Raw genomic sequence first — 22,017 nt, forward strand, 5'->3', positions numbered from 1 at the left:
GGCCCGCTACGAACGGCCTTTCAGCGGAGCGCTTCGCGCTCTCGCGACAGAGATCTGGCGCCCGACCCGCGGGCCGAGCACGGAGACGACGAGCAGAACGCCGGTGACGACGATCTGCGACTGCGCGGAGACATTCACGAGGCTCATCACGTTCTGCAACGCGCCGAGCAGGAAGACCCCCGCGATGGCGCCGCCGAGCGTTCCCCTGCCTCCGTCGAAGTCGATGCCGCCCAGCAACACGGCGGCCACGACGGAGAGTTCGAGCCCGGTGGCGTTGTCATAGCGGGCGCTGGCGTAGTGCAGCGCCCAGAAGATGCCGGTGAGCGAGGCCATCAGGCCGGTCAGCGTGAACAGGATCAGCTTCTGTCGCTTCACGCGGATGCCCGCGAACCGGGCTGCCTCCTCGCTCGCGCCGATCGCGAACAGCGACCGCCCGAACGGGGTGGCGTGCAGCGCGACCACGGCGATCGCGAGCAGCACCAGGAAGGGCAGGAAGGCGTACGGGATGAAGGTGTCCCCGATGCGTCCGGCCGCGAAGTCCAGGTACTGGCTGGGGAAGTCGGTCACCGCGTCCGAGCCGAGCACGATCTGTGCGATGCCTCGGTAGGCGGCGAGGGTGCCGATGGTGACGGCGAGGGAGGGCAGCCCGAGGCGGGTCACCAGCAGGCCGTTGATCAGCCCGCAGACCACACCGAGCAGCAGACAGATGGGGATGATCGTCTCGATCGTCATCCCCTGGTTCCACAGCGCGCCCATCACGGCACCCGACAGACCGGCCGTGGAGGCGACCGACAGGTCGATCTCACCGGAGACCACGAGCAGTGTCATCGGCAGGGCGATCAGCGCGATCGGCAGCGTGTTGCCGATCAGGAACGACAGGTTGAGGGCGTTGCCGAAGCCGTCGACGGTGCCGAAGGACAGCAGGAGTACGACGATGAGGAGGGCGCCGACGACCGTGTCCCAGCGGACGGCGCGCGCGAGGGGCGAGTCAGCCATGGCGGGCGTTCCTCTTCTTCAGGGCGGACGCCACCCGAGTGGCGACCACACGGTCCACGGCTATGGCGAGGATGAGCAGGATGCCGTTGATGGCGAGCACCCAGACGGAGCTGACACCCAGGGCCGGCAGCACGCTGTTGATGGAGGTCAGCAGCAGCGCGCCGAGCGCGGCGCCGTAGACGCTGCCTGAGCCGCCGGTGAAGACGACGCCGCCGACGACCACCGCGCTGACGACGGTGAGTTCGTAGCCGTTGCCGGTTCCGGAGTCGACGTTCCCGAACCGGGCCAGGTACAGCGCGCCCGCGAGACCCGCGAGGGCTCCGCAGAAGGTGTACGCGACCAGGATCCGCTTGCGCACGGGGATGCCGGCGAGCCGGGCGGCCTCGGGGTTGGAGCCGAGCGCGTACAGCTCGCGTCCGCTGCCGAAGTGCTTGAGGTAGTAGGCGGTGGCGACCACCACGGCGAGTGCGATCAGTGCGAGGTACGGCACCGCGGAGATGCCGCCGGAACCGAAGTCCACGAAGCCGTCGGGCAGGTCGGCCGCGGTGATCTGGCGCGAGCCGACCCAGATCGAGTCGATGCCGCGGATGATGTAGAGCGTGCCGAGGGTGACGACCAGCGCGGGCACCTGGCCGAGGCTGACGAGCAGACCGTTCAGCAGTCCGAAGCCGACACCGAGCAGGACCGCCAGGGCCACGGCCACGACCGGGTTGCCGCCGCCCTGGAGATACGTACCGGCCGCGAACGCGCTGATGCCGAGCGTCGAGCCGACCGACAGGTCGACGTTCCGGCTGATCACGACCAGGGACTGGCCGGTGGCCACCAGGACCAGGATCGTCGCGTTCAGCAGCAGGTCCTTGATGCCCTGTTCGGTGAGGAACTCGCTGTTGCCCATCTGAGTGATGACGATCATCACCAGGAAGACGAGCAGGATGGCGAGTTCGCGCATCTTGAAGACGCGGTCGACCAGGCGGGTGCCGCTCGACTTGGGTACCTCGGCGGCGGGGGCGGGGTTGGGGGCAGTCACCGTCACGCGGCGGCCCTCCCGGTGGCTGCGGCCATCACCGTTTCCTCGGTTGCTTCGGAGCGCGGGATCTCGGCGGTGAGCCGGCCCTCGTGCATGACGAGCACGCGGTCGGCCATACCGAGGATCTCGGGCAGGTCGGAGGAGATCATCAGGACGGCGACCCCGTCGGCGGCCAACTCGCCGAGCAGCCGGTGCACTTCGGCCTTCGTACCGACGTCGATGCCGCGGGTGGGCTCGTCGACGATCAGCACCTTCGGGCCGGTGGCGAGCCACTTGGCGAGAACGACCTTCTGCTGGTTGCCGCCGGACAGCGTGGAGACGCTGTCGGCGATACGCGCGTACTTGACCTGGAGCTTGACGGCCCAGTCGAGGGAGCGGCTCCGCTCGGCGCCCCGGTCCATCAGCCCCGCCTTCACGGTCTTGCGCAGTCCGGTGAGCCCGATGTTGCGCTCGATGGACATGCCCATCACCAGGCCCTGGGCGCGGCGGTCCTCGGGGACGAGGGCGAGTCCGGCGGCCATGGCGGTGGACGGCGCGCCGCTCGTCAGCGCCCGGCCGTCGATCTCGACCTCGCCGGCGTCCCACCGGTCGACACCGAAGACGGCCCGGGCCACCTCCGTGCGACCCGCGCCGACGAGTCCGGCGAGACCGACGATCTCGCCGCGCCGGACGTCGAAGGAGACGTCGGTGAAGACGCCCTCGCGGGTCAACCGGCGTACGCTCAGCGCCACTTCGCCTGCCCGGACCTCCTGCTTGGGGTACAGCTCCTCGAGATCGCGTCCGACCATGCGGCGTACGAGATCGTCCTCGGTCATGCCGTCCAGCGGCTCACTGGAGATCCAGGCGCCGTCGCGCAGGGTCGTCACCCGCCGGCAGATCTGGAAGATCTCCTCCAGGCGGTGCGAGATGAACAGCACCGCGGCGCCCTGTTCGCGCAGGGTGCGGACGACTCCGAAGAGGCGCGCCACCTCGCTGCCCGTCAGAGCCGCGGTGGGCTCGTCCATGATCAGGACGCGGGCGTCGAAGGAGAGGGCCTTGGCGATCTCCACGATCTGCTGGTCCGCGATGGACAGGCCGCGTGCCGGGCGCTCGGGGTCGAGCTCGACGCCGAGGCGCTGCATCAGGGCCACCGTGGCGGCGTGGGTGGACTTGTGGTCGATACGGCCGAGAGCACGCCTGGGCTGGCGGCCCATGAAGATGTTCTCGGCGATCGACAGGTCGGGGAAGAGCGTGGGCTCCTGGTAGATCACGGCGATGCCCGCGTCCCGGGCATCGGCCGGGCCGTGGAAGACGGTGGGCTCACCGTCCAGCAGCACCTGGCCGGCGTCCGGTCGGTGCACGCCGGCGAGCGTCTTGATGAGAGTCGACTTGCCCGCGCCGTTCTCTCCGGCGAGTGCGTGCACCTCGCCGGGGAACAGTTCCAGGGACACGTCCCGCAGGGCGCGGACGGCGCCGAAGGACTTCGAGATGTCCCTGAGCGCCAGCACCGGGGTCGGTCCCGTGTCGGACGGGTGGGTCATGAGGGGCTCCTCAGCGACGCGGGGGCGGGGCGGCCTCACGACGTCGTGAAAGGTTTCAACTGGATGGCCGGGACGTTAGGCACGTAACCCAGGTCACGTCAATGGGTGCCGAACGAAAATTTTCGGTAGCGGGAGGTCACAACCCGATCACGGCCAAAGGTCTTCGCGTCGGGGGTTGACAGCTTTTCGGGAGGCTCATAGCTTCGCTCCCTGAATCGTTTCAGCAGATGTGCTTCGCCCAGACCGATGCTCTTCAGACTGATGCCCTTAAGACCGACGTCTTCCAGACCCGAAGTCACAGGAGTCCCGAAGTGACCGAGCTCGCCGCGGTGAAGGCCGCCCTCAAGACCCAGGCCATCGAGACGCCGTCATGGGCGTACGGGAACTCGGGGACCCGCTTCAAGGTGTTCGCGCAGCCCGGAGTCCCGCGCACGCCGCAGGAGAAGCTGGACGATGCGGCGAAGGTCCACGAGTTCACCGGTGCCGCTCCGAGCGTCGCGCTGCACATTCCGTGGGACAAGGTCGACGACTACGCGGCCCTGGCCAAGCACGCCCAGGACCGGGGCGTGAAGCTCGGCACGATCAACTCCAACACTTTCCAGGACGACGACTACAAGCTCGGCAGTGTCTGTCACGCCGACGCGGCGGTGCGCCGCAAGGCCCTGGACCATCTGCTCGAATGCGTCGACATCATGGACGCGACGGGTTCCAAGGACCTGAAGCTGTGGTTCGCGGACGGCACCAACTATCCCGGCCAGGACGACATCCGCGAGCGCCAGGACCGGCTGGCCGAGGCGCTGAGCGCCGTCTACGAGCGGCTCGGCGACGACCAGCGGATGCTCCTGGAGTACAAGTTCTTCGAGCCCGCCTTCTACACGACGGACGTCCCGGACTGGGGCACGGCCTACGCGCACTGCCTCAAGCTCGGCCCGAAGGCACAGGTCGTGGTGGACACCGGCCACCACGCTCCGGGCACCAACATCGAGTTCATCGTCGCGACGCTGCTGCGCGAGCAGAAGCTCGGCGGCTTCGACTTCAATTCCCGTTTCTACGCCGACGACGACCTGATGGTGGGCGCCGCCGACCCCTTCCAGCTGTTCCGGATCATGTACGAGGTGATCCGCGGCGGCGGCTTCACGCCCGACGTCGCCTTCATGCTCGACCAGTGCCACAACATCGAGGCCAAGATCCCGGCCATCATCCGCTCCGTGATGAACGTGCAGGAGGCCACGGCGAAGGCACTCCTCGTGGACCGCGACGCCCTTGCCTCCGCCCAGCGCTCCGGCGACGTGCTGGAGGCGAACGCCGTGCTGATGGACGCGTACAACACGGACGTACGGCCGCTGCTGCGTGAGGTGCGCGAGGAGGTGGGGCTGGACCCCGACCCGGTCGCCGCGTATCGCGCCTCCGGCTGGGCGCAGAGGATCGCTGAGGAGCGGGTTGGCGGACAGCAGGCGGGTTGGGGAGCGTAGCCGCTGCGCTGGGCTTGACCGGTTCACCGCCGTAGGGGTGCGGATGCCGTAACCCTGCGGGCCGCGTGGTGGCTGGTCGCGCAGTTCCCCGCGCCCCTTCAGGGCGCTTCAGTACACGTACACATCATTCGTGAAGGACTGATCACACCATGGCACCCCACCCCCAAGCCGCCGCTCTCCTCGCTCGTTCGCATCGGCTGGGCGCTGACCCCCGTAACACCAACTACGCCGGCGGGAACACCTCCGCGAAGGGCACCGACACCGACCCTGTGACCGGCGGCGACGTCGAGCTGATGTGGGTCAAGGGGTCGGGGGGCGACCTGGGCACGCTCACCGAGGGCGGGCTCGCCGTGCTGCGGCTGGACCGGCTGCGGGCGCTCACCGATGTCTATCCGGGCGTCGAGCGCGAGGACGAGATGGTCGCCGCCTTCGACTACTGCCTGCACGGCAAAGGCGGTGCCGCGCCGTCCATCGACACGGCGATGCACGGCCTGGTGGCCGCGGCCCATGTCGACCATCTCCACCCCGACTCCGGTATCGCGCTCGCGTGCGCGGCCGACGGTGAGAAGCTGACCGCCGAATGCTTCGGCGACACGGTGGTGTGGGTGCCGTGGCGCCGGCCCGGCTTCCAGCTCGGTCTGGACATCGCCGCCGTCAAGGAGGCCAACCCGCGGGCGATCGGCTGCGTCCTCGGTGGCCACGGCATCACGGCGTGGGGTGACACGGCCGAGGAGTGCGAGCGCAACTCGCTGCACATCATCCGGACCGCCGAGAAGTTCCTGGCCGAGCACGGGAAGGCCGAGCCGTTCGGGCCGGTGCTCGACGGGTACGCGGCGCTGGGGGCCGTCGAGCGGCGGGAGCGGGCCGCGGCGCTGGCGCCGGTCATCCGCGCCATCGCCTCGCAGGACCGTCCGCAGGTCGGCCACTTCACCGACTCCGAGGTGGTCCTCGACTTCCTCGCGAGCGCCGAGCACCCGCGCCTCGCGGCCCTCGGCACCTCCTGCCCCGACCACTTCCTGCGGACGAAGGTCAGGCCGCTGGTCCTCGACCTGCCGCCGACCGCTTCCACCGAGGAGGCGATCACCCGCCTCAAGGAGCTGCACGCCGAGTACCGCGAGGAGTACGCCGCCTACTACGAGCGGCACGCGCTGCCCGACTCCCCCGCGATGCGTGGCGCGGACCCCGCGATCGTGCTGGTGCCGGGTGTCGGCATGTTCAGCTTCGGAAAGGACAAGCAGACCGCGCGCGTGGCCGGCGAGTTCTACGTCAACGCGATCAACGTGATGCGCGGGGCCGAGGCCGTCTCGACGTACGCGCCGATCGAGGAGTCGGAGAAGTTCCGCATCGAGTACTGGGCCCTGGAGGAGGCCAAGCTCCAGCGGATGCCGAAGCCCAAGCCGCTGGCCACGCGGGTGGCACTGGTGACGGGGGCCGGCAGCGGTATCGGGAGGGCGATCGCGCGGCGACTCGCGGCCGAGGGCGCGTGTGTCGTGGTCGCGGACCTGAACGCGGAGGGCGCGGCCGCGGTCGCCGAGGAGCTCGGCGGTCCGGACAAGGCCGTCGCGGTCACCGTCGACGTGACCTCCGAGGAGCAGATCGCCGAGGCCTTCAAGGCGGCGGCGCTCGCCTTCGGCGGAGTCGACCTCGTCGTCAACAACGCCGGCATCTCCATCTCCAAGCCCCTGCTGGAGACCTCGGCCCGCGACTGGGACCTGCAGCACGACATCATGGCCCGCGGCTCCTTCCTCGTCTCGCGCGAGGCGGCCCGGGTGATGATCCAGCAGGGCCTGGGCGGCGACATCGTCTACATCGCCTCCAAGAACGCCGTCTTCGCGGGCCCGAACAACATCGCGTACTCCGCGACCAAGGCCGACCAGGCCCACCAGGTCCGGCTGCTGGCCGCCGAGCTGGGCGAGCACGGCATCCGTGTCAACGGCGTCAACCCGGACGGTGTGGTGCGCGGCTCGGGGATCTTCGCGGGCGGCTGGGGCGCGCAGCGCGCCGCCACCTACGGGATCGAGGAGGAGAAGCTCGGCGAGTTCTACGCCCAGCGGACCATCCTCAAGCGGGAGGTGCTCCCGGAGCACGTCGCGAACGCCGTCTTCGCCCTGACCGGCGGGGAGCTCACGCACACCACCGGCCTGCACGTCCCGGTCGACGCCGGCGTGGCCGCCGCGTTCCTCCGGTGACGGCTGTGAAGTCGTACGCCGCGGTCGACCTCGGCGCGTCCAGCGGGCGCGTCATGGTCGGCCGTCTGGGGCCGGACTCGCTCGACCTCACCGAGGCGCACCGCTTCCCGAACCGGCCGGTGCGCACCCCCGAGGGGCTGCGGTGGGACATTCTGTCGCTGTACGCGGGCGTCCTCGACGGGCTGCGTGCGGCCGGGCACGTCGACTCCTTGGGGATCGACAGCTGGGCCGTGGACTACGGGCTGCTGGACGCGGACGGCGCGCTGCTCGGCAATCCGGTGCACTATCGCGACGCCCGCACCGAGGGTGTCGCGGAGAAGGTGTGGGCGACGGTCCCGGCGGACGAGCTGTACGCCCGGACGGGCCTTCAGTACGCGCCCTTCAACACGCTGTACCAGCTGGCGGCGGCCCGCTCTTCGGCGCAACTCGCGCAAGCCGAGCGGCTGTTGCTGATTCCTGACCTGCTGACGTACTGGCTCACGGGCGAGGCGGGCACGGAGCTCACCAACGCCTCGACGACCCAGCTGATCGACCCGCGCACCCGCGACTGGTCGTACGACGTCGCGTCGCGGCTGGGGATCGATCTGAAGCTGTTCGCGCCGCTGCGGCGGCCTGGGGATCCGGCGGGACTGCTCCGTCCGGAGGTGCTGGAGGAGACCGGGCTGACCGGCCCGGTCCCGGTGACAACGGTCGGTTCGCACGACACGGCGTCCGCGGTCGCCGCCGTCCCGGCCACCCGCGGCGAGCGCTTCGCGTACATCTGCACCGGCACCTGGTCGCTCGCGGGCCTCGAGCTGGACGCGCCCGTCCTGACCGAGGCGAGCCGGGCGGCCAACTTCACCAATGAGCTGGGGCTTGACGGCACGGTCCGTTATCTCCGGAACATCATGGGGCTGTGGCTGCTGCAGGAGTGCGTACGGGCCTGGGGGAACCCGGACCTGGCCACGCTGCTCGGCGAGGCGGCCGACGTACCGCCGCTGCGGTCCGTCGTGGACGCCGGGGACGCCGCGTTCCTGGCTCCCGGCCGGATGCCCTCGCGGATCGCCGACGCGTGCCGGGACGCGGGCCTGCCCGTGCCCGAGTCCCCCGCGGAGATCACCCGCTGCATCCTCGACTCGCTCGCCCTCGCCCACCGCCGGGCCATCGCCGAGGCCCAGGCCCTCGCCGACCGCCCCGTCGACGTCGTCCATATCGTCGGCGGCGGCACCCGCAACGCCCTGCTGTGCCAGCTCACGGCCGACGCCTGCGGGCTGCCGGTCGTGGCGGGCCCGCCGGAGGCCGCCGCCCTCGGCAACGTCCTGGTCCAGGCCCGGGCCGACGGCCTGGTCGGTGACCGTGCGGCGATGCGTGAACTGCTGGCGCGTACGCAGCCGCTGACGCGGTACGAGCCGCGGGGCACCACCGCCGTCTGGCAGGTGGCCGAAGAACGGCTCGCCCGGTAGTGAGGCGCGCGCCGGGGCGGGACAGCGCGGGACAGCCGCGGTGCGTGATGTCTCCCGTCCCGCGCACGTCCCGCGTACCCTGCACTCATCCGATGTCCGATCACGAGGAGCCGCGATGCGTGTCGCCCTGTTCCTGACCTGTGTCAACGACACGCTGTATCCCCAAACCGGGCGCGCCGTGGTGAAACTGCTGACCAGACTGGGCGTCGACGTCGATTTCCCGATGGGCCAGACCTGCTGCGGGCAGGCGCACTACAACACCGGCTATCGCCATGAGGCGGAGCCGCTGGCCGAGCATTTCTCCGATGTATTCGGCGAGTACGAGGCGATCGTGACGCCGTCCGGATCGTGCGGCGCGATGGTGCGGGAGCTGTATCCGCGGATGGGTGAGCGCGCACGTGCGGAGGGCCGCGGTGACACGCTCGCGCGGACGCTCGCTCCGGTCGTGCCCAAGACGTACGAGCTCACGGAGTTCCTGGTGGACGTCCTGGGTGTGACGGACGTGGGCGCGTACTACCCGCACACCGTCACGTACCACCCGACCTGTCACGGTCTGCGCTCTCTGGGGCTCGGCGACCGGCCGCTGCGACTCCTCAAGGCGGTCAAGGGACTTGAGCTCCGGGAGCTGCCCGGGGCCGACGAATGCTGTGGCTTCGGCGGCACGTTCGCCGTGAAGAACTCCGATGTCTCGGCGGCGATGGGGGCCGACAAGGTGCGCAACGCCGAGTCGACGGGCGCGGACGCGCTGTGTGCCGCGGACAACTCCTGTCTGATGCACATCGGCGGCACGATGTCCCGCCTCAGGACGGGTATGCGGCCGGTGCACATCGCGGAGATCCTGGCGAGCACGGAAGAGGAGCCCCTGGCATGAGCGGGAGCACGGCAGAGGAGTCGAAGTCATGAGCGGCACCTTCGTGGGCATGCCGGCCTTCCCGAAGGCCGCGCACGAAGCCGTCCACAACGAGACCCTGCGCGGCAATCTGCGGCACGCCACGCACACCATCCGCGCCAAGCGCGCCACCGCGGTCGCGGAGGTGTCCGACTGGGCGGAGCTGCGCGAGGCGGGCAAGCAGATCAAGGACCACACGCTGCGTCATCTCGACCACTATCTGGTGCAGTTGGAGGAGTCGGTCATGGCGGCCGGCGGGATCGTCCACTGGGCCGCCGACGCCGACGAGGCGAATCGGATCGTCACGGATCTGGTCAGGATGAGCGGTGAGACCGAGGTCGTGAAGGTCAAGTCCATGGCCACGCAGGAGATCGGCCTCAACGAAGCGCTGGAGGCCGAGGGCATCCACGCGTACGAGACCGATCTGGCCGAGCTCATCGTGCAGTTGGGCAAGGACCGGCCCTCGCACATCCTCGTCCCGGCGATCCACCGCAACCGTGGCGAGATCCGTGACATCTTCCGCTCCGAGATGGGCGAGTGGGGCCGCCCGGCCCCCGAGGGCCTCACCGACACCCCGGCCGAACTCGCCGAGGCGGCCCGTCTGCACCTGCGTGAGAAGTTCCTGCGCGCCAAGGTCGGCATTTCCGGCGCCAACTTCATGGTCGCCGAGACCGGCACCCTGGTGGTCGTGGAGTCCGAGGGCAACGGCCGTATGTGCCTCACCCTTCCCGAGACGCTGATCTCGGTCGTCGGCATCGAGAAGATCGTGCCCACCTGGCAGGACCTGGAGGTCTTCCTGCAGACACTCCCCCGCTCCTCGACGGCCGAGCGCATGAACCCGTACACCTCCATGTGGACGGGTACGACGGACTCCGAGACGGCCGACGGTCCGCAGACCTTCCACCTGGTCCTGATCGACAACGGCCGCACCGACACACTCGCCGACGAGGTCGGACGCCAGGCGCTGCGCTGCATCCGCTGCTCGGCGTGTCTCAACGTATGCCCGGTGTACGAGCGGGCCGGCGGCCACGCCTACGGCTCGGTCTACCCCGGCCCGATCGGCGCCATCCTCAGCCCTCAACTCCGGGGGACGGCAAGTGAGATCGACGCCTCGCTGCCGTACGCGTCGTCGCTGTGCGGCGCCTGCTACGACGTGTGCCCGGTGGCCATCGACATCCCGGAGGTGCTGGTGCATCTGCGGGAGCGGGTCGTCCAGGGGGGTGTGGTGACCCAGGGGGGCAACAAGGTCAAGCTGAAACCCGCCAGGGGACACGCCGCCGAACGGGCCGCGATGCGCGCGGCAAGCTGGGCGTTCCGTCACCCGGGCGCCCTGCGCACCGGCCAGCGGCTGGCCTCGCGCAGCCGCCGCTTCCATCCCCGTACTCTTCCGGGCCCGGGCAAGGCGTGGAGCGGGAGCCGCGATCTGCCGCCGGTGCCGGCGGAACCGTTCCGCGACTGGTGGCAGCGTACGCACGGCGGAAAGGACACCGGCAAGTGAGCAGCAGGGACCTGATCCTGGGCCGCGTACGGCGCGCGCTCGCCGACGTACGACGGGACGACACGCCGTACGAGCAGGCGGTTCAGCGGGGTTATCTCCGCGAACACGGCGAGCGGAGCGTCGAGGAGACGGTGGATCTGCTGGCCGAGAACCTGGCGGACTACCGGGCGATCGTCCACCGTTGCGCGGACGAGGAGTTGCCGGAGCTGCTCATGCGGCTCCTGGCCGAGCGGGGCTCTCAGACCGTGCTGGTCCCGCCCGGGCTGCCGCCGCACTGGCTCAAGGCGGCCGACCCGACGCGCGTGCACGATCGCGCCGCGAGCACCGCCCACGAACTGGACCGCGTCGACAGTGTGGTCACCGGCTGCGCCGTCGCCATCGCCGAGACCGGCACGATCGTCCTCGACGGCTCCCCCGACCAGGGACGCCGCCGGATCACCCTCGTACCCGACCACCACATCTGTGTCGTACGGGTTCCGGACCAGGTCGTCTCGTCCGTCCCCCAAGCCATGGCGCGGATCGCCCCGACACGCCCGCTGACCTGGATCTCCGGCCCTTCCGCCACCAGCGACATCGAACTCGACCGGGTCGAGGGGGTGCATGGTCCGCGCACCCTCGAGGTGGTGCTGGTGAGGGGGCGGGCCGGCACGGAGGGCGCGCCGTAGGGAAGGGGAGTGGCGCGTATCGGCGGCTCGTACAGGGGGCGTTGAACGGACATCACGTGTGCCCCGTACTTCACGGGAACACCGGGCCGGCCCGTGGCCCGCGGCTCATCCGTCGCGGAACAGCGGACCGACCCCGTTTGCCGTGCCAAGGAGGAACCCGACGGATGTCCGCACACCGCACCGCCGCCCTCGTCGGAGTGGCTCCGCTTCTGCTCACGGTGTGGGCCGCCACGCCCGCCACCGCGCACGGGGCACCTACGAATCCGGTCAGCCGGGTGGTGGCCTGCTCCCCGGGCGGGCAACAGGCGAAGAGCGCGGCCTGCGAGGCGGCCACCGCCTCCGGGATCGCCGCCTTCGACAACCTGCGCCTCGCCAATGTCGGAGGCCGGGACCGGCAGGTCGTTCCCGACGGCAAGCTGTGCAGCGGGGGCCTCGACGCCTACCGGGGGCTGGACCTGGCCCGCGACGACTGGCCCGCGACGAAGCTGTCCGCCGGGGCGGACCTGACGCTCACGTACCGGTCGACGATTCCGCACACGGGCACCTTCAAACTGTTCCTCACCAAGGACGGTTACGACCCCACGAAGCCGCTCAAGTGGTCGGACCTGCCGTCCCGTCCCTTCGCGACCGTCACCGACCCGTCGCTGGTGAACGGCTCCTACCGCATCAAGGCGAAGCTGCCCTCCGACCGGACCGGCCGCCATCTGCTCTACACGATCTGGCAGAACACGAGCACGCCTGACACGTACTACTCCTGCTCCGACGTGGTCTTCCCGGGCGGGAAGGACGGGGCGGCGGCCGAGGACGAGTCCGGTGCCGACGACAAGGCAGGCGCCGAGGACAAGTCCGGCGGCGGCGGGGGCGGGACGGGCGCCGGTCCCGCGAACGACAAGCCGGGTGCCCAGGATGGGGCGGATGCCACCAGCACTCCGACGAAGTCGTCGACGAACGTGACCGGCACGCCCGCGGGCGACTCCCCTTCCGACGTCACCAGCGCGCCCGGTGAGGCGGTGGCCTCCGACAGCTCCGACGACGGCAGTACAGCCCTGCCCCTCGTGGCCGGCGGCGCGGCGGGACTCCTCATCACGGCGGGCGCGGCTTTCACCTTGCGCCGACATCGCTGAGTACGGAACCACCGGCATGCGCCGTACGTTCGGAAGATCACGCGACCGACCACGTACGCCGCCCTCCGGCTCTATGTTGGGTGGCAACAGCCCGGCCAACTCGGAGATGCCCCATGCCTCATGACGTTCCGTTGATCAATAGCAGCGTGCCGCACTCGGCGCGCATCTGGAACTACTGGCTGGGTGGCAAGGACTGCTACGAGATCGACCGCGAGGTCGGTGACCAGATCCGCGAGCTGAACCCGGAGATCGTCCACATCGCCCGCGCCCAACGGGCGTTCCTCAAGCGCGCGGTCACGTATCTGGCCGGTGAGGTCGGTATCCGCCAGTTCCTCGACGTCGGCACCGGACTGCCCACGTTCGACAACACCCACGAGGTCGCCCAGCGGATCAGACCCGAGGCGCGGATCGTGTACGTCGACCACGACCCCATCGTGCTCGCCCACGCCACGGCGCTCCTCACCAGCACCCCCGAAGGCGCCACCGACTACATCGACGCCGACCTGCGCGACCCGGCAGCGATCCTGGAAGGGGCCGGCCGGATGCTGGACTTCGACCAGCCCATCGCGCTGATGCTGCTCGGTATCGCCGCCCATGTACCCGACGACAGCGCCTACGGGATCGTCCAGCGCCTGGTGGACGCCCTGCCGTCCGGCAGTTACCTCGTGTTCTGCGACAGCACCGAGGTGTTCCATCCCAAGGAGATGCGCGCCATGGTCGCGCAGTGGAACCAGGCCAGCGACAACCCCCGCGTGAACCGCAGTCCCGAGCAGCTCGCCCGCTTCTTCGACGGCCTCGAACTCCTGGAGCCCGGCCTGGTGTCCGTCGCCCAGTGGCGCCCCGCGCCGTCCGAGGCCGGCACGGCCGTGGAGGACGAGCCCGAGGCGGAGGACGAGCTGCGGAAAGCCGAGGTCGACCCTCAGGAGGTGGACAGCTTCGGCGGCGTCGCGCACAAGGCTTAGGCCCTGTCGGCCAGGGGGTGTCCTTCGGCGCACGGAACGCGCGAACGCGAACCGGCCCTGCGGCGGCGCTGTTCGGCGTCGCCGCACTCGTCGTCTCGGCGACTCCCGACGGCGCCGCGACGGCAGCGGGGGCACCAGCGCCGAGCCCGGGGCCCGACGGCGATCAACGGCAAGCACGTCTTCTGGCTCCTCCACGAGGGCACGGCAGAAGGCAAGACGGCCCTGCGCCTCGCCGCGCTCGATGGCTCCGGCGTGGTGGACCTCAGCCCGCAGACCGGGCCCGACGCGCTGAACGCGTACGACGTGACGGTCTCCGAGGATGCTGTGACGGTAGGCACCTACATCTCCGGCGCCGAGATCGGCCACGAATCGGTCCCCAAGCTCTACCAGTTCGCCGCGGACGGCTCGCCCGGGGAACCGGACACCCGCAAGGGCCGGGTCTCCTGCAGCCGCGGCGAGCAGGGCTCGGCCGCCGCGTGGCGGGCAGCCAGGTGGTGTGGCTGGACTCGACGACCGGCATCACCGACGTGGTGACCCGCACCCGGCCGACGGGCCGGTGCGGCTGACCCCACCGATCAACACGACAGGGGCGGTGTCCTGCCGGGTGAAGCACCCGGCAGGACACCGGCCCTTGCGCTGGTACCCGAACGCCACGTGGTGGTCCCGCGCCCAACACCGAAGCGTGTGCAATGTCTTGACGTGTTCATTTCCGTCATAAACCATGCCTTCAACCCGATTGGTTCTGGTTGTTTCTGTTCGCCTCTGTGTTGCGGAAGGAAATGCCGTTGTCCAGCAGACATCGCCTCGTCCGGGCGTTGGTGTCAGCAGTTCCCCCAGTGCTCTGCGCGGGTCTCGTCACCGCGCCCGCCGCCACCGCGGAACCGCCGCCCCAGACGCCGCGGAGCGCGGTCACGGTAGGGATCGATCCGTCCTACCAGCAGCAGGAGTTCGAGGGCTGGGGGACGAGCCTCGTCTGGTTCGCCAACGCCACGGGCGGCTACCCGGACCCCATCCGCAAGAAGCTCGTCGACATGCTGTTCGGCGAGGACGGTCTCGGCCTCAACATCGCGCGCTACAACATCGGCGGCGGCAACGCCCCTGACGTCCGCAAGGACTACATGAAGGCGGGCGCGACGATGGACGGCTTCTGGAAGGCCCCCGAGGGGACCACTCAGAAGGACCAGGATTGGTGGGACCCCGAGAACCCCGACCACTGGGACTGGAACGCCGACGCGGGCCAGCGCTGGTGGGTGGACCAGGTCAAGAAGAAGGTCACCCGCTGGGAGGCGTTCAGCAACTCGCCGCCGTGGTTCCAGACGGTCAGCGGGTACGTCTCCGGAGGCTTCGACGCGAGTACCGACCAGATCCGGGCCGACCGCGTCGACGACTTCGCCGCCTATCTGGTGCGTGTGACCGAGCAGTTGGAGAAGAAACACCGCATCAAGTTCGACACCATCGACCCGCTCAACGAGCCCAACACGCCGTACTGGGGCACTCAGCTCGGACCGAACGGCCAGCCCACGGGCGGACGCCAGGAGGGCGCGCACGCCGGACCGGAGCTTCAGCAGAAGGTGGTCCTGGCACTCCGCAAGGCGCTCGACGGCAAGACCTCGACCCACGCCGAGGTCTCCGCGATGGACGAGACCAACCCCGGCATCTTCACCCAGAACTGGAACGCCTACGGCTCCCCGGCGCGGGCCGCCGTCGATCAGCTCAACGTCCACACCTACGGCACGGGCATGCGTACCAGCGCGCGAGACGTCGCCAAGGGTGCCGGCAAGAAGCTGTGGATGAGCGAGGTCGAGGGCACGTGGGGAACGGGCACCGACTTCACGAGCATGGAACCGGGGCTCGGGATCGCCACCCGCATGGTCGACGACATGCGCGAACTGGAGCCGTCGGCCTGGGTGTTCTGGCAGCCCGTCGAGGACTCGATACCGCAGGCGGCGGCGGGCAAGAACTGGGGCAGCATCCACGTCCCGTTCAACTGCAAAGCCGAGGACACGCTCGAGACCTGTCCGATCCGGACCAACTCGAAGTTCAACACCATCCGGAACTTCACCCACCACATCCGCCCCGGCGATCACTTCGTGAAGGTCAGCGACCCGTCCAGCGTCGCGGCGGTGAAGAAGTCCGGCCACGCGGCAACGGTGGTCCATGTGAACGACGGCACCTCATCGCGCTCCGTGACCCTCGACCTCTCGCGCTTCGGCAAGGTGACGCGGAAGGCCACCGTGACACCCGTGGTGACAAGCGCCGACGGCGCGCTCGTCCGGGGGACGCCGGTTCGTGTCACCGACCGGTCGGCCACGCTGTCCGTGCCCGCGAAGTCGGTCACGACCTTCCTGGTCAAGGGCGTCAGCGGTGTCGCGAAGGACGCCGCACTCGTACAGCCCGGCCATGTCTACCGGCTGCAGGGGGCGCAGAGCGGCAAGTCGCTGGCCCCGTCGGACGACGGGAGCGGAGTCGTCATCCGCACGACCGACCCCGGCAGCGCGCGGCAGCTGTGGTCCGTGAAGAAGCTGACCTCCGGTGACGACAACCGCGAGCGCTACGCCCTCATCAACGCGACGACCGGCAAGCGACTCGCCGTACGCGACAACGAAGCCGTCCTCGAGGACCCGGAAGACGGTCCGGCCGGTGACACCGCCCAATGGATCATGTCGACGACCGGCGACGACACCTGGACGTTCGTCAACGCTGCCACCGGCCGCCTGATCGACGTCACCGGGCAGTCCTCCACCGACGGCGCCAAGGTGTCCACGTACACCCCGACCTCGGCGGCGAACCAGCGCTGGGCCGTGACCGACGAGACGGTACTGCGCACCGAGACGGCCGAGGCGTTCACCGTCCCCGGCCGCGCCCCGAAGCTTCCCGAGACAGTGACACCGGTCTTCCGGGACGGCGCCCGAGGCTCCCTCCCCGTGGTGTGGAAGCTGCCCTCGGACCGGAAGTGGCGCGACCCCGGGACGGTACGGGTCACCGGCCGGGCGACGGATCCGCTCGGGCGGCAGATCCCCGCGAAGGCGGTCGTCACCGTCGACACCATCGCCTCGACCCTCCCCGGCCGCGCCAAGACCTATGTGGGCGGAACGCCGGACCTGCCGGGCACGGTCGTCGGTGTCGGGAAGAACGGCGGCAGGGCCGACCTGCCGGTGACCTGGGAGCGGGCGCCTGACGGAGCGTTCGACAAGGCCGGGGTGGTGACCCTGCACGGCACCGCGAAGATCGTCGACGGCAGCACGGTCGACGCGAGCGTGCGCGTGCAGGTCACCGAACCGGCGCAGACCAACATCGCGCCCGACGACGATGTCTCGGTCGACGCCACGTTCACCGAAAGCGGATACTCCGCGGAGCGGCTGCGCAACGGCAACCTGTCCGAGAAGGCCTGGTCCAACTGGAAGCCGGGGAACACCAAGAACCCGTCCGACACCGTCACGTTCACGTTGCCGGCGGCACGCGACCTGGACCGGATCGTGGCGCACTTCTATCGCGACGGGAGCACGGCCTCCTTCCCCGCGAGCCTGAAGGTGCAGGTACGGGCGGCCGGCGACGGTGCATGGGTCGACGCGAGCGACGCCGTCGAGGTCGGGACCGAGGGCACACCGGTGGTCGACGTCCCGCTGACGGCGGGGCCGACGAGCGGAGTGCGTGTGGTCATGACCGCCCGTCCGGGCGGCTACATCACCATGAGCGAGATCGAGGTGTTCGCCAAGAGCCCCGGGGTCTCCTCGGACGCCGCGGCCGCGTCGATCGAGGTCGCCGGCGTGCCGGTCGCCTCGTTCGACCCCGACACGGCCACGTACCGGGTCGTGACCGGCGATCCGAACCGGAGCAAGGTCACGGCGACAGCACGTGACCCCTATGCGACCGTGACGATCGACCGGGCCGACGAGTCCGGCCGGACGGTGACCGTCGTCTCCGTGACCAGTGAGGACGGATCACAGAAACGGCAGTACCAGATCGAACTCGTGCGGCGCTGAGCCGCCATCGGGGAGGGGAGCCGCGGCAGTTGGCTCCCCTCCCCGGATTTTTCTCCGGACCTTCCGCCGGCTCGGCAACCGGCACCTGACCCTTCGCCGACCCCTTGACGTGTCAGCGACAACGGTGGCTTGATGGCGTTATGGGAGCGCTCCCACCTCGTTCGGAGAAGGGAACATGATGCGCAGCACCCCCCACTCACACTTACGGACCTTACGGATCAGTCCGGCTCTCACCTTCCTGACCACCCTGCTCGCCGTGCTCCTGATCATGGGAGCAATCCTCGCGCCGCACGCCGCAGCCGCACCGGCGGCGGAGCCCTCGGCGACGCCGACAGCCGAGTCGGCAGCGTCACCGGCAGCTGAGCGTGCAGCAGCAGCGGCTGCCGTACGCATCATGCCGCTGGGCGATTCGATCACCGGCTCGCCGGGCTGCTGGCGGGCGGTGTTGTGGAACCGGCTGCAGAGCGCCGGATACACGGACATCGACTTCGTCGGCACCCTCGGCCCCCAGGGCTGCGGACAGCCTCACGACGGCGACAACGAGGGCCACGGCGGCGAGTTGGTGACCGACGTGGCGGACCGGAACCTGCTCCCCGGCAGACTGGCCGCCACCCATCCCGACATCGTTGTCATGCACTTCGGCACGAACGACGTATGGAGCAGCATCGCCCCCGACCGCATCCTCGCCGCCTACACCAAGCTGGTGGCGCAGATGCGGGCCGACAACCCGGACATGAAGATCCTCGTCGCGCAGCTCATCCCGCTGAATCCCAGCAGTTGCACGGCCTGTGCGCAGCGCGTCGTCGACCTCAACGCGCGGATTCCCGACTGGGCCCGCGCCACGACCACGAGCCGCTCCCCGGTGACCGTGGTGGACCAGTGGACGGGCTTCAACACGGCCACCGACACCTACGACGGGGTGCACCCCTCCGCCTCCGGCGACGACAAGATCGCCGCCCGCTGGTATCCGCCGCTGGCCGCGCTCCTCGAGGCGGGCCCGCCGGAAGATCCCGACGATCCCGGTGACCCGGGTGGTGGTCAGCCCGCCTGCACCGCCTCCTTCCGGGCCGTCTCCTCCTGGCAGGGCGGCTATCAGGGTGAGGTGACGGTGAGCAACACGTCCGCCTCTTCCCTCTCGGGCTGGACCGTGACCGTCGTACCGGCCGGCGGCGCACGCCTCAGCCAGGTCTGGAACGGCACCCTCACCACGGCCGCCGACGGCTCGGCCGCCGTCACCAACGCGACGTGGAACGGCACCCTGGCGCCCGGAGCGAGCGCCGCCTTCGGCTTCATCGCCACCGCTCCGGCCACGGCCGGCACCCCGTCGGCGACCGTCAAGTGCACGGCGACGGCTGCGGCGGCCGCCTCCTCCTCCCGCTGAGCCCCGACGCGGACAGGGGCCAATGCCCCTTCCAGCGTGGGTCGTTCAGCATCACCCATCCAGCGTCGCCCGTTCCGTTTCGCCCGTTCCGTTTCGCCCGTTCAAGCCCCGTCCCCATGGTTCCCTGCCCCACCCCGAACGCGTTCCCCTCCCCCGTTTCCCGTCCTCTCCTGGAGCCGCCATGAGATCCCGTTCTCGCACCCGAACTCGTACTCGTACCCCCGCCGTCGCACGAGTGGCCGCCGTCGCCGCCGCCCTCCTGGGTCTCCTCCTCCCCATGCTCGCCTTCGGCACGCCGGCCGCCGCGGCGGCGACCGGTTTCCGAATCGAGAACGGCCGGTTGACGGAAGCGTCCGGGAACGACTTCGTGATGCGCGGCGTCAACCACGCCCACACCTGGTATCCGGACCGCATGAGCTCCCTCGCCCACATCAAGGCCAAGGGCGCCAACACCGTACGTGTGGTCCTCTCCAGCGGTGATCGCTGGACCCGTAACGACACCGCCGATGTGGCGAACGTCGTCGCCCAGTGCAAGCAGAACCGGCTCATCTGCGTCCTGGAAGTCCACGACACCACGGGCTACGGCGAACAGAGCGGCGCCGTCACCCTCTCCCGCGCCGCCGACTACTGGATCAGCGTGCAGAGCGCGCTGACCGGCCAGGAGAACTACGTCATCGTCAACATCGGCAACGAGCCCTACGGCAACAACAACTACGCGAGCTGGACGGCCGACACCAAGGCCGCCATCCAGAAGCTCCGTAACGCCGGATTCGACCACACCCTCATGGTGGACGCCCCCAACTGGGGCCAGGACTGGGCGTTCACGATGCGCGACAACGCCGCCTCGGTCTTCGCCGCCGACCCGGACGCCAACACCGTCTTCTCCATCCACATGTACGGCGTCTTCGACACCGCCGCGGAGATCAGCGACTACCTGAATCGCTTCGTCGCCGCCAAACTCCCTCTTGTCATAGGCGAGTTCGGCCACAACCACTCCGACGGCAACCCCGACGAGGACGCCATCCTGGCCGCCGCCCAGCAGCTCGGCCTCGGCTACCTCGGCTGGTCCTGGAGCGGCAACGGCGGCGGGGTCGAATACCTGGACATGGTCACGAACTTCGACCCGAACCAGCTCACCACCTGGGGGCAGCGGCTCTTCAACGGCGCGAACGGCATCGCCGCCACCTCCGAAGAGGCTGACATCTACTCCTCCGGCGGCGGAGACACCACTCCCCCGACCACCCCCGGGACACCGGCCGCCTCGGCGGTGACCTCGTCGTCCGTCACCCTGACCTGGAGCGCCGCCACCGACGCGACCGGCGTCACGGGATATGACGTCGTCCGCGTCAGCGGCGGGGCCGAGAGCGTCGTCACCACCACCGCCCGCACCTCTGCCACCCTCACCGGCCTCGGACCGTCCACCGCGTACACCTTCGCCGTCTACGCCCGGGACGCCGCCGGCAACCGATCGGGGCGCTCCGGCACGGTGGCGGTCACCACGTCCTCCGGCGGATCGCAGGCGGCCTGCGGCATCGGCTACCGGGTGACGAACCAGTGGACCGGCGGGTTCCAGGGCGAGATCATCATCCGTAACACCGGCAGCTCCGCGATCAATGGCTGGAGTCTGCGCTGGACCTTCCCCGACAGCCAGCGCATCACCAACCTGTGGGGCGGCACCGCGACCCAGACCGGCTCCGAGGTGACCGTCAGCTCCGCCTCGTACACCGCGGCGATCCCCGCGGCGGGCTCCGTCACCCTCGGCTTCACGGCCAGCAGTTCGACCGCGAACCCCAGCCCCACCGCCTTCACCCTCAACGGCTCCGCCTGCTCACTGACCTGAGGACCGGCCGACGTCACGACCGCGTACTCCTCGCCCCGCGACCTCGCGGGGCGAGGAGTACGCGGTTCGGCGCATAGTGGAGAGAGGACGGGTGCGAGCCCGGAAGGAATGGGGATCATGGCCCACCAGGCGTCCGCATCACCGGATGCGACCTCCCTGCTGCTGAGCACCCATACGGTCGAGGACTTCCTCCGTGCCCTGGCCGACAGCGCGCTGGCGCTGTATCCGGCCGCGGACGGATGCGGCGTCACCCTGGAGCGGCCCAACCGTCCGCGGACCGTGGTCAGTGCCGGCATCAGCGCCCCCGAACTCGACGAGGCGCAGTACGGGCAGGACGACGGTCCCTGCCTCGAAGCGCTGCGCACGGGTGAGGAAGTCATGGTGGAGGACATGCTCAGCGAGGAACGCTGGGGCCCCTACCCGGCGTACGCCGTGTCCCGTGGTACGCGCTCCTCGCTCTCCCTGCCGATCGCGGCTCGCACCCGCACCGCAGGCGCCCTCAACCTGTATGCGCCCAAACCCGCCGGTCTGGACGACGCCGACCTCACCGGCCTGCGCGCGCTCGCCTCCCAAGCCACCGGCGCCATCGCCCTGGCCCAGCGCATGGCCGACACCGACGAATACGTCGCCGATCTTCAGCGGGCGCTGCGGTCGCGCAGCATCATCGACCAGGCGATCGGCATCGTCATGGGCCGGCAGCGCTGCACCGCCGAGGAAGCGTTCACGACCCTGCGCCGGGCCTCCCAGCACCGCAACATCAAACTCCGCGACCTGTGCGCCGAACTCATCACCAACATCAGCGGAAAGCCGCCCTCCGGCGGCAGGACACTGCCTCCCCGCCCCTGACACACGGACCCTGGTCTGTCGCTCGAACGCGCCGCCACGGTCTCCCGGAAGGGGTCCACCCGGATGGCGGAACGCCCGCGCCGCCGCCCCATGTAGAAGGGCCTGCTCCTGCTGCGCCCGGGCTCGCGGCCGGTCCTGCCCGGGCCTCGCTCAGCGGGTGATCTTGATGCGGGTCCCGCAGGA

At 69.9% G+C, this 22,017-nt stretch carries 16 protein-coding genes; 13 read left to right on the forward strand and 3 right to left on the reverse strand.

What is annotated here, in order from left to right:
* Positions 1–6: 6 nt before the first annotated feature.
* From FE633_RS39235 to FE633_RS39245, 3 genes are read right to left on the reverse strand one after another with little or no spacing between them, the layout of a single operon-like run.
* Complete coding sequence (locus FE633_RS39235) at positions 7–996, reverse strand: ABC transporter permease (RefSeq protein ID WP_138049946.1); 990 nt, start codon at positions 994–996, stop codon at positions 7–9.
* Positions 989–2,029, reverse strand: a complete 1,041-nt coding sequence (locus tag FE633_RS39240; RefSeq protein ID WP_138049947.1) for an ABC transporter permease — start codon at positions 2,027–2,029, stop codon at positions 989–991. The genes FE633_RS39235 and FE633_RS39240 overlap by 8 nt, the downstream gene beginning before the upstream one ends.
* Positions 2,026–3,543 (reverse strand): sugar ABC transporter ATP-binding protein, encoded by a 1,518-nt coding sequence (locus FE633_RS39245; protein ID WP_138049948.1) that lies wholly within the window; start codon positions 3,541–3,543, stop codon positions 2,026–2,028. The genes FE633_RS39240 and FE633_RS39245 overlap by 4 nt, the downstream gene beginning before the upstream one ends.
* Before the next feature lie 311 nt (positions 3,544–3,854).
* Here FE633_RS39245 and rhaI point away from each other — a divergent pair, with 311 nt between their 5' ends.
* The 13 genes from rhaI (at position 3,855) to FE633_RS39310 (ending at position 21,834) form a co-directional block, all read left to right on the forward strand.
* Positions 3,855–5,015: an L-rhamnose isomerase gene (gene rhaI / locus FE633_RS39250; RefSeq protein WP_138049949.1), complete on the forward strand. Its 1,161-nt coding sequence runs from the start codon at positions 3,855–3,857 to the stop codon at positions 5,013–5,015.
* Between the two features lie 149 nt (positions 5,016–5,164).
* Positions 5,165–7,204 carry a bifunctional aldolase/short-chain dehydrogenase gene (locus FE633_RS39255; RefSeq protein WP_138049950.1) on the forward strand — a complete coding sequence of 680 codons (2,040 nt, stop codon included), beginning with the start codon at positions 5,165–5,167 and terminating at the stop codon, positions 7,202–7,204.
* 5 nt (positions 7,205–7,209) lie between these two features.
* Positions 7,210–8,646, forward strand: a complete 1,437-nt coding sequence (locus FE633_RS39260) for a rhamnulokinase (RefSeq protein ID WP_138049965.1) — start codon at positions 7,210–7,212, stop codon at positions 8,644–8,646.
* Positions 8,647–8,761: 115 nt separating this feature from the next.
* Positions 8,762–9,517 (forward strand): (Fe-S)-binding protein, encoded by a 756-nt coding sequence (locus FE633_RS39265; RefSeq protein WP_138049951.1) that lies wholly within the window; start codon positions 8,762–8,764, stop codon positions 9,515–9,517.
* Between the two features lie 28 nt (positions 9,518–9,545).
* A complete protein-coding gene (locus FE633_RS39270) occupies positions 9,546–11,033 on the forward strand; it encodes a LutB/LldF family L-lactate oxidation iron-sulfur protein (protein ID WP_138049952.1) in 1,488 nt (495 codons plus the stop codon).
* Positions 11,030–11,698 (forward strand): LutC/YkgG family protein, encoded by a 669-nt coding sequence (locus FE633_RS39275; RefSeq protein WP_138049953.1) that lies wholly within the window; start codon positions 11,030–11,032, stop codon positions 11,696–11,698. The genes FE633_RS39270 and FE633_RS39275 overlap by 4 nt, the downstream gene beginning before the upstream one ends.
* Before the next feature lie 164 nt (positions 11,699–11,862).
* Positions 11,863–12,822, forward strand: coding sequence for a lytic polysaccharide monooxygenase auxiliary activity family 9 protein (locus tag FE633_RS39280; RefSeq protein ID WP_138049954.1), 960 nt, complete (start codon positions 11,863–11,865; stop codon positions 12,820–12,822).
* A 113-nt stretch (positions 12,823–12,935) separates the two neighbouring features.
* Entirely contained in the window at positions 12,936–13,784 is an 849-nt protein-coding gene (locus tag FE633_RS39285; RefSeq protein WP_171060304.1) for an SAM-dependent methyltransferase, read from the forward strand.
* A 252-nt stretch (positions 13,785–14,036) separates the two neighbouring features.
* Positions 14,037–14,318, forward strand: coding sequence for a hypothetical protein (locus tag FE633_RS39290; protein ID WP_212747330.1), 282 nt, complete (start codon positions 14,037–14,039; stop codon positions 14,316–14,318).
* Between the two features lie 245 nt (positions 14,319–14,563).
* Complete coding sequence (locus FE633_RS39295; RefSeq protein WP_138049955.1) at positions 14,564–17,767, forward strand: glycoside hydrolase; 3,204 nt, start codon at positions 14,564–14,566, stop codon at positions 17,765–17,767.
* A gap of 178 nt (positions 17,768–17,945) precedes the next feature.
* Positions 17,946–19,148 (forward strand): GDSL-type esterase/lipase family protein, encoded by a 1,203-nt coding sequence (locus tag FE633_RS39300; RefSeq protein ID WP_138049967.1) that lies wholly within the window; start codon positions 17,946–17,948, stop codon positions 19,146–19,148.
* Between the two features lie 181 nt (positions 19,149–19,329).
* Positions 19,330–20,988 (forward strand): cellulase family glycosylhydrolase, encoded by a 1,659-nt coding sequence (locus FE633_RS39305; RefSeq protein WP_138049956.1) that lies wholly within the window; start codon positions 19,330–19,332, stop codon positions 20,986–20,988.
* A gap of 117 nt (positions 20,989–21,105) precedes the next feature.
* On the forward strand, positions 21,106–21,834 hold the full coding sequence (locus FE633_RS39310) for a GAF and ANTAR domain-containing protein (RefSeq protein WP_138049957.1): 729 nt from the start codon (positions 21,106–21,108) through the stop codon (positions 21,832–21,834).
* The last annotated feature ends 183 nt before the right edge of the window (positions 21,835–22,017 follow it).

The sequence above is a fragment of the Streptomyces montanus genome, assembly GCF_005786655.1.
Classification (GTDB): Bacteria; Actinomycetota; Actinomycetes; order Streptomycetales; family Streptomycetaceae; genus Streptomyces; species Streptomyces sporangiiformans.

What these genes read in the sequence shown, in the direction of transcription:
- FE633_RS39285 (WP_171060304.1), top strand. Translation starts at nt 12,936, where the DNA reads ATGCCTCATGACGTTCCGTTGATCAATAGCAGCGTGCCGCACTCGGCG.
- FE633_RS39245 (WP_138049948.1), bottom strand. Translation starts at nt 3,543, where the DNA reads ATGACCCACCCGTCCGACACGGGACCGACCCCGGTGCTGGCGCTCAGG.
- FE633_RS39255 (WP_138049950.1), top strand. Translation starts at nt 5,165, where the DNA reads ATGGCACCCCACCCCCAAGCCGCCGCTCTCCTCGCTCGTTCGCATCGG.
- FE633_RS39310 (WP_138049957.1), top strand. Translation starts at nt 21,106, where the DNA reads ATGGCCCACCAGGCGTCCGCATCACCGGATGCGACCTCCCTGCTGCTG.
- FE633_RS39265 (WP_138049951.1), top strand. Translation starts at nt 8,762, where the DNA reads ATGCGTGTCGCCCTGTTCCTGACCTGTGTCAACGACACGCTGTATCCC.
- FE633_RS39295 (WP_138049955.1), top strand. Translation starts at nt 14,564, where the DNA reads ATGCCGTTGTCCAGCAGACATCGCCTCGTCCGGGCGTTGGTGTCAGCA.
- FE633_RS39270 (WP_138049952.1), top strand. Translation starts at nt 9,546, where the DNA reads ATGAGCGGCACCTTCGTGGGCATGCCGGCCTTCCCGAAGGCCGCGCAC.
- FE633_RS39280 (WP_138049954.1), top strand. Translation starts at nt 11,863, where the DNA reads ATGTCCGCACACCGCACCGCCGCCCTCGTCGGAGTGGCTCCGCTTCTG.
- FE633_RS39305 (WP_138049956.1), top strand. Translation starts at nt 19,330, where the DNA reads ATGAGATCCCGTTCTCGCACCCGAACTCGTACTCGTACCCCCGCCGTC.
- FE633_RS39300 (WP_138049967.1), top strand. Translation starts at nt 17,946, where the DNA reads ATGCGCAGCACCCCCCACTCACACTTACGGACCTTACGGATCAGTCCG.
- FE633_RS39235 (WP_138049946.1), bottom strand. Translation starts at nt 996, where the DNA reads ATGGCTGACTCGCCCCTCGCGCGCGCCGTCCGCTGGGACACGGTCGTC.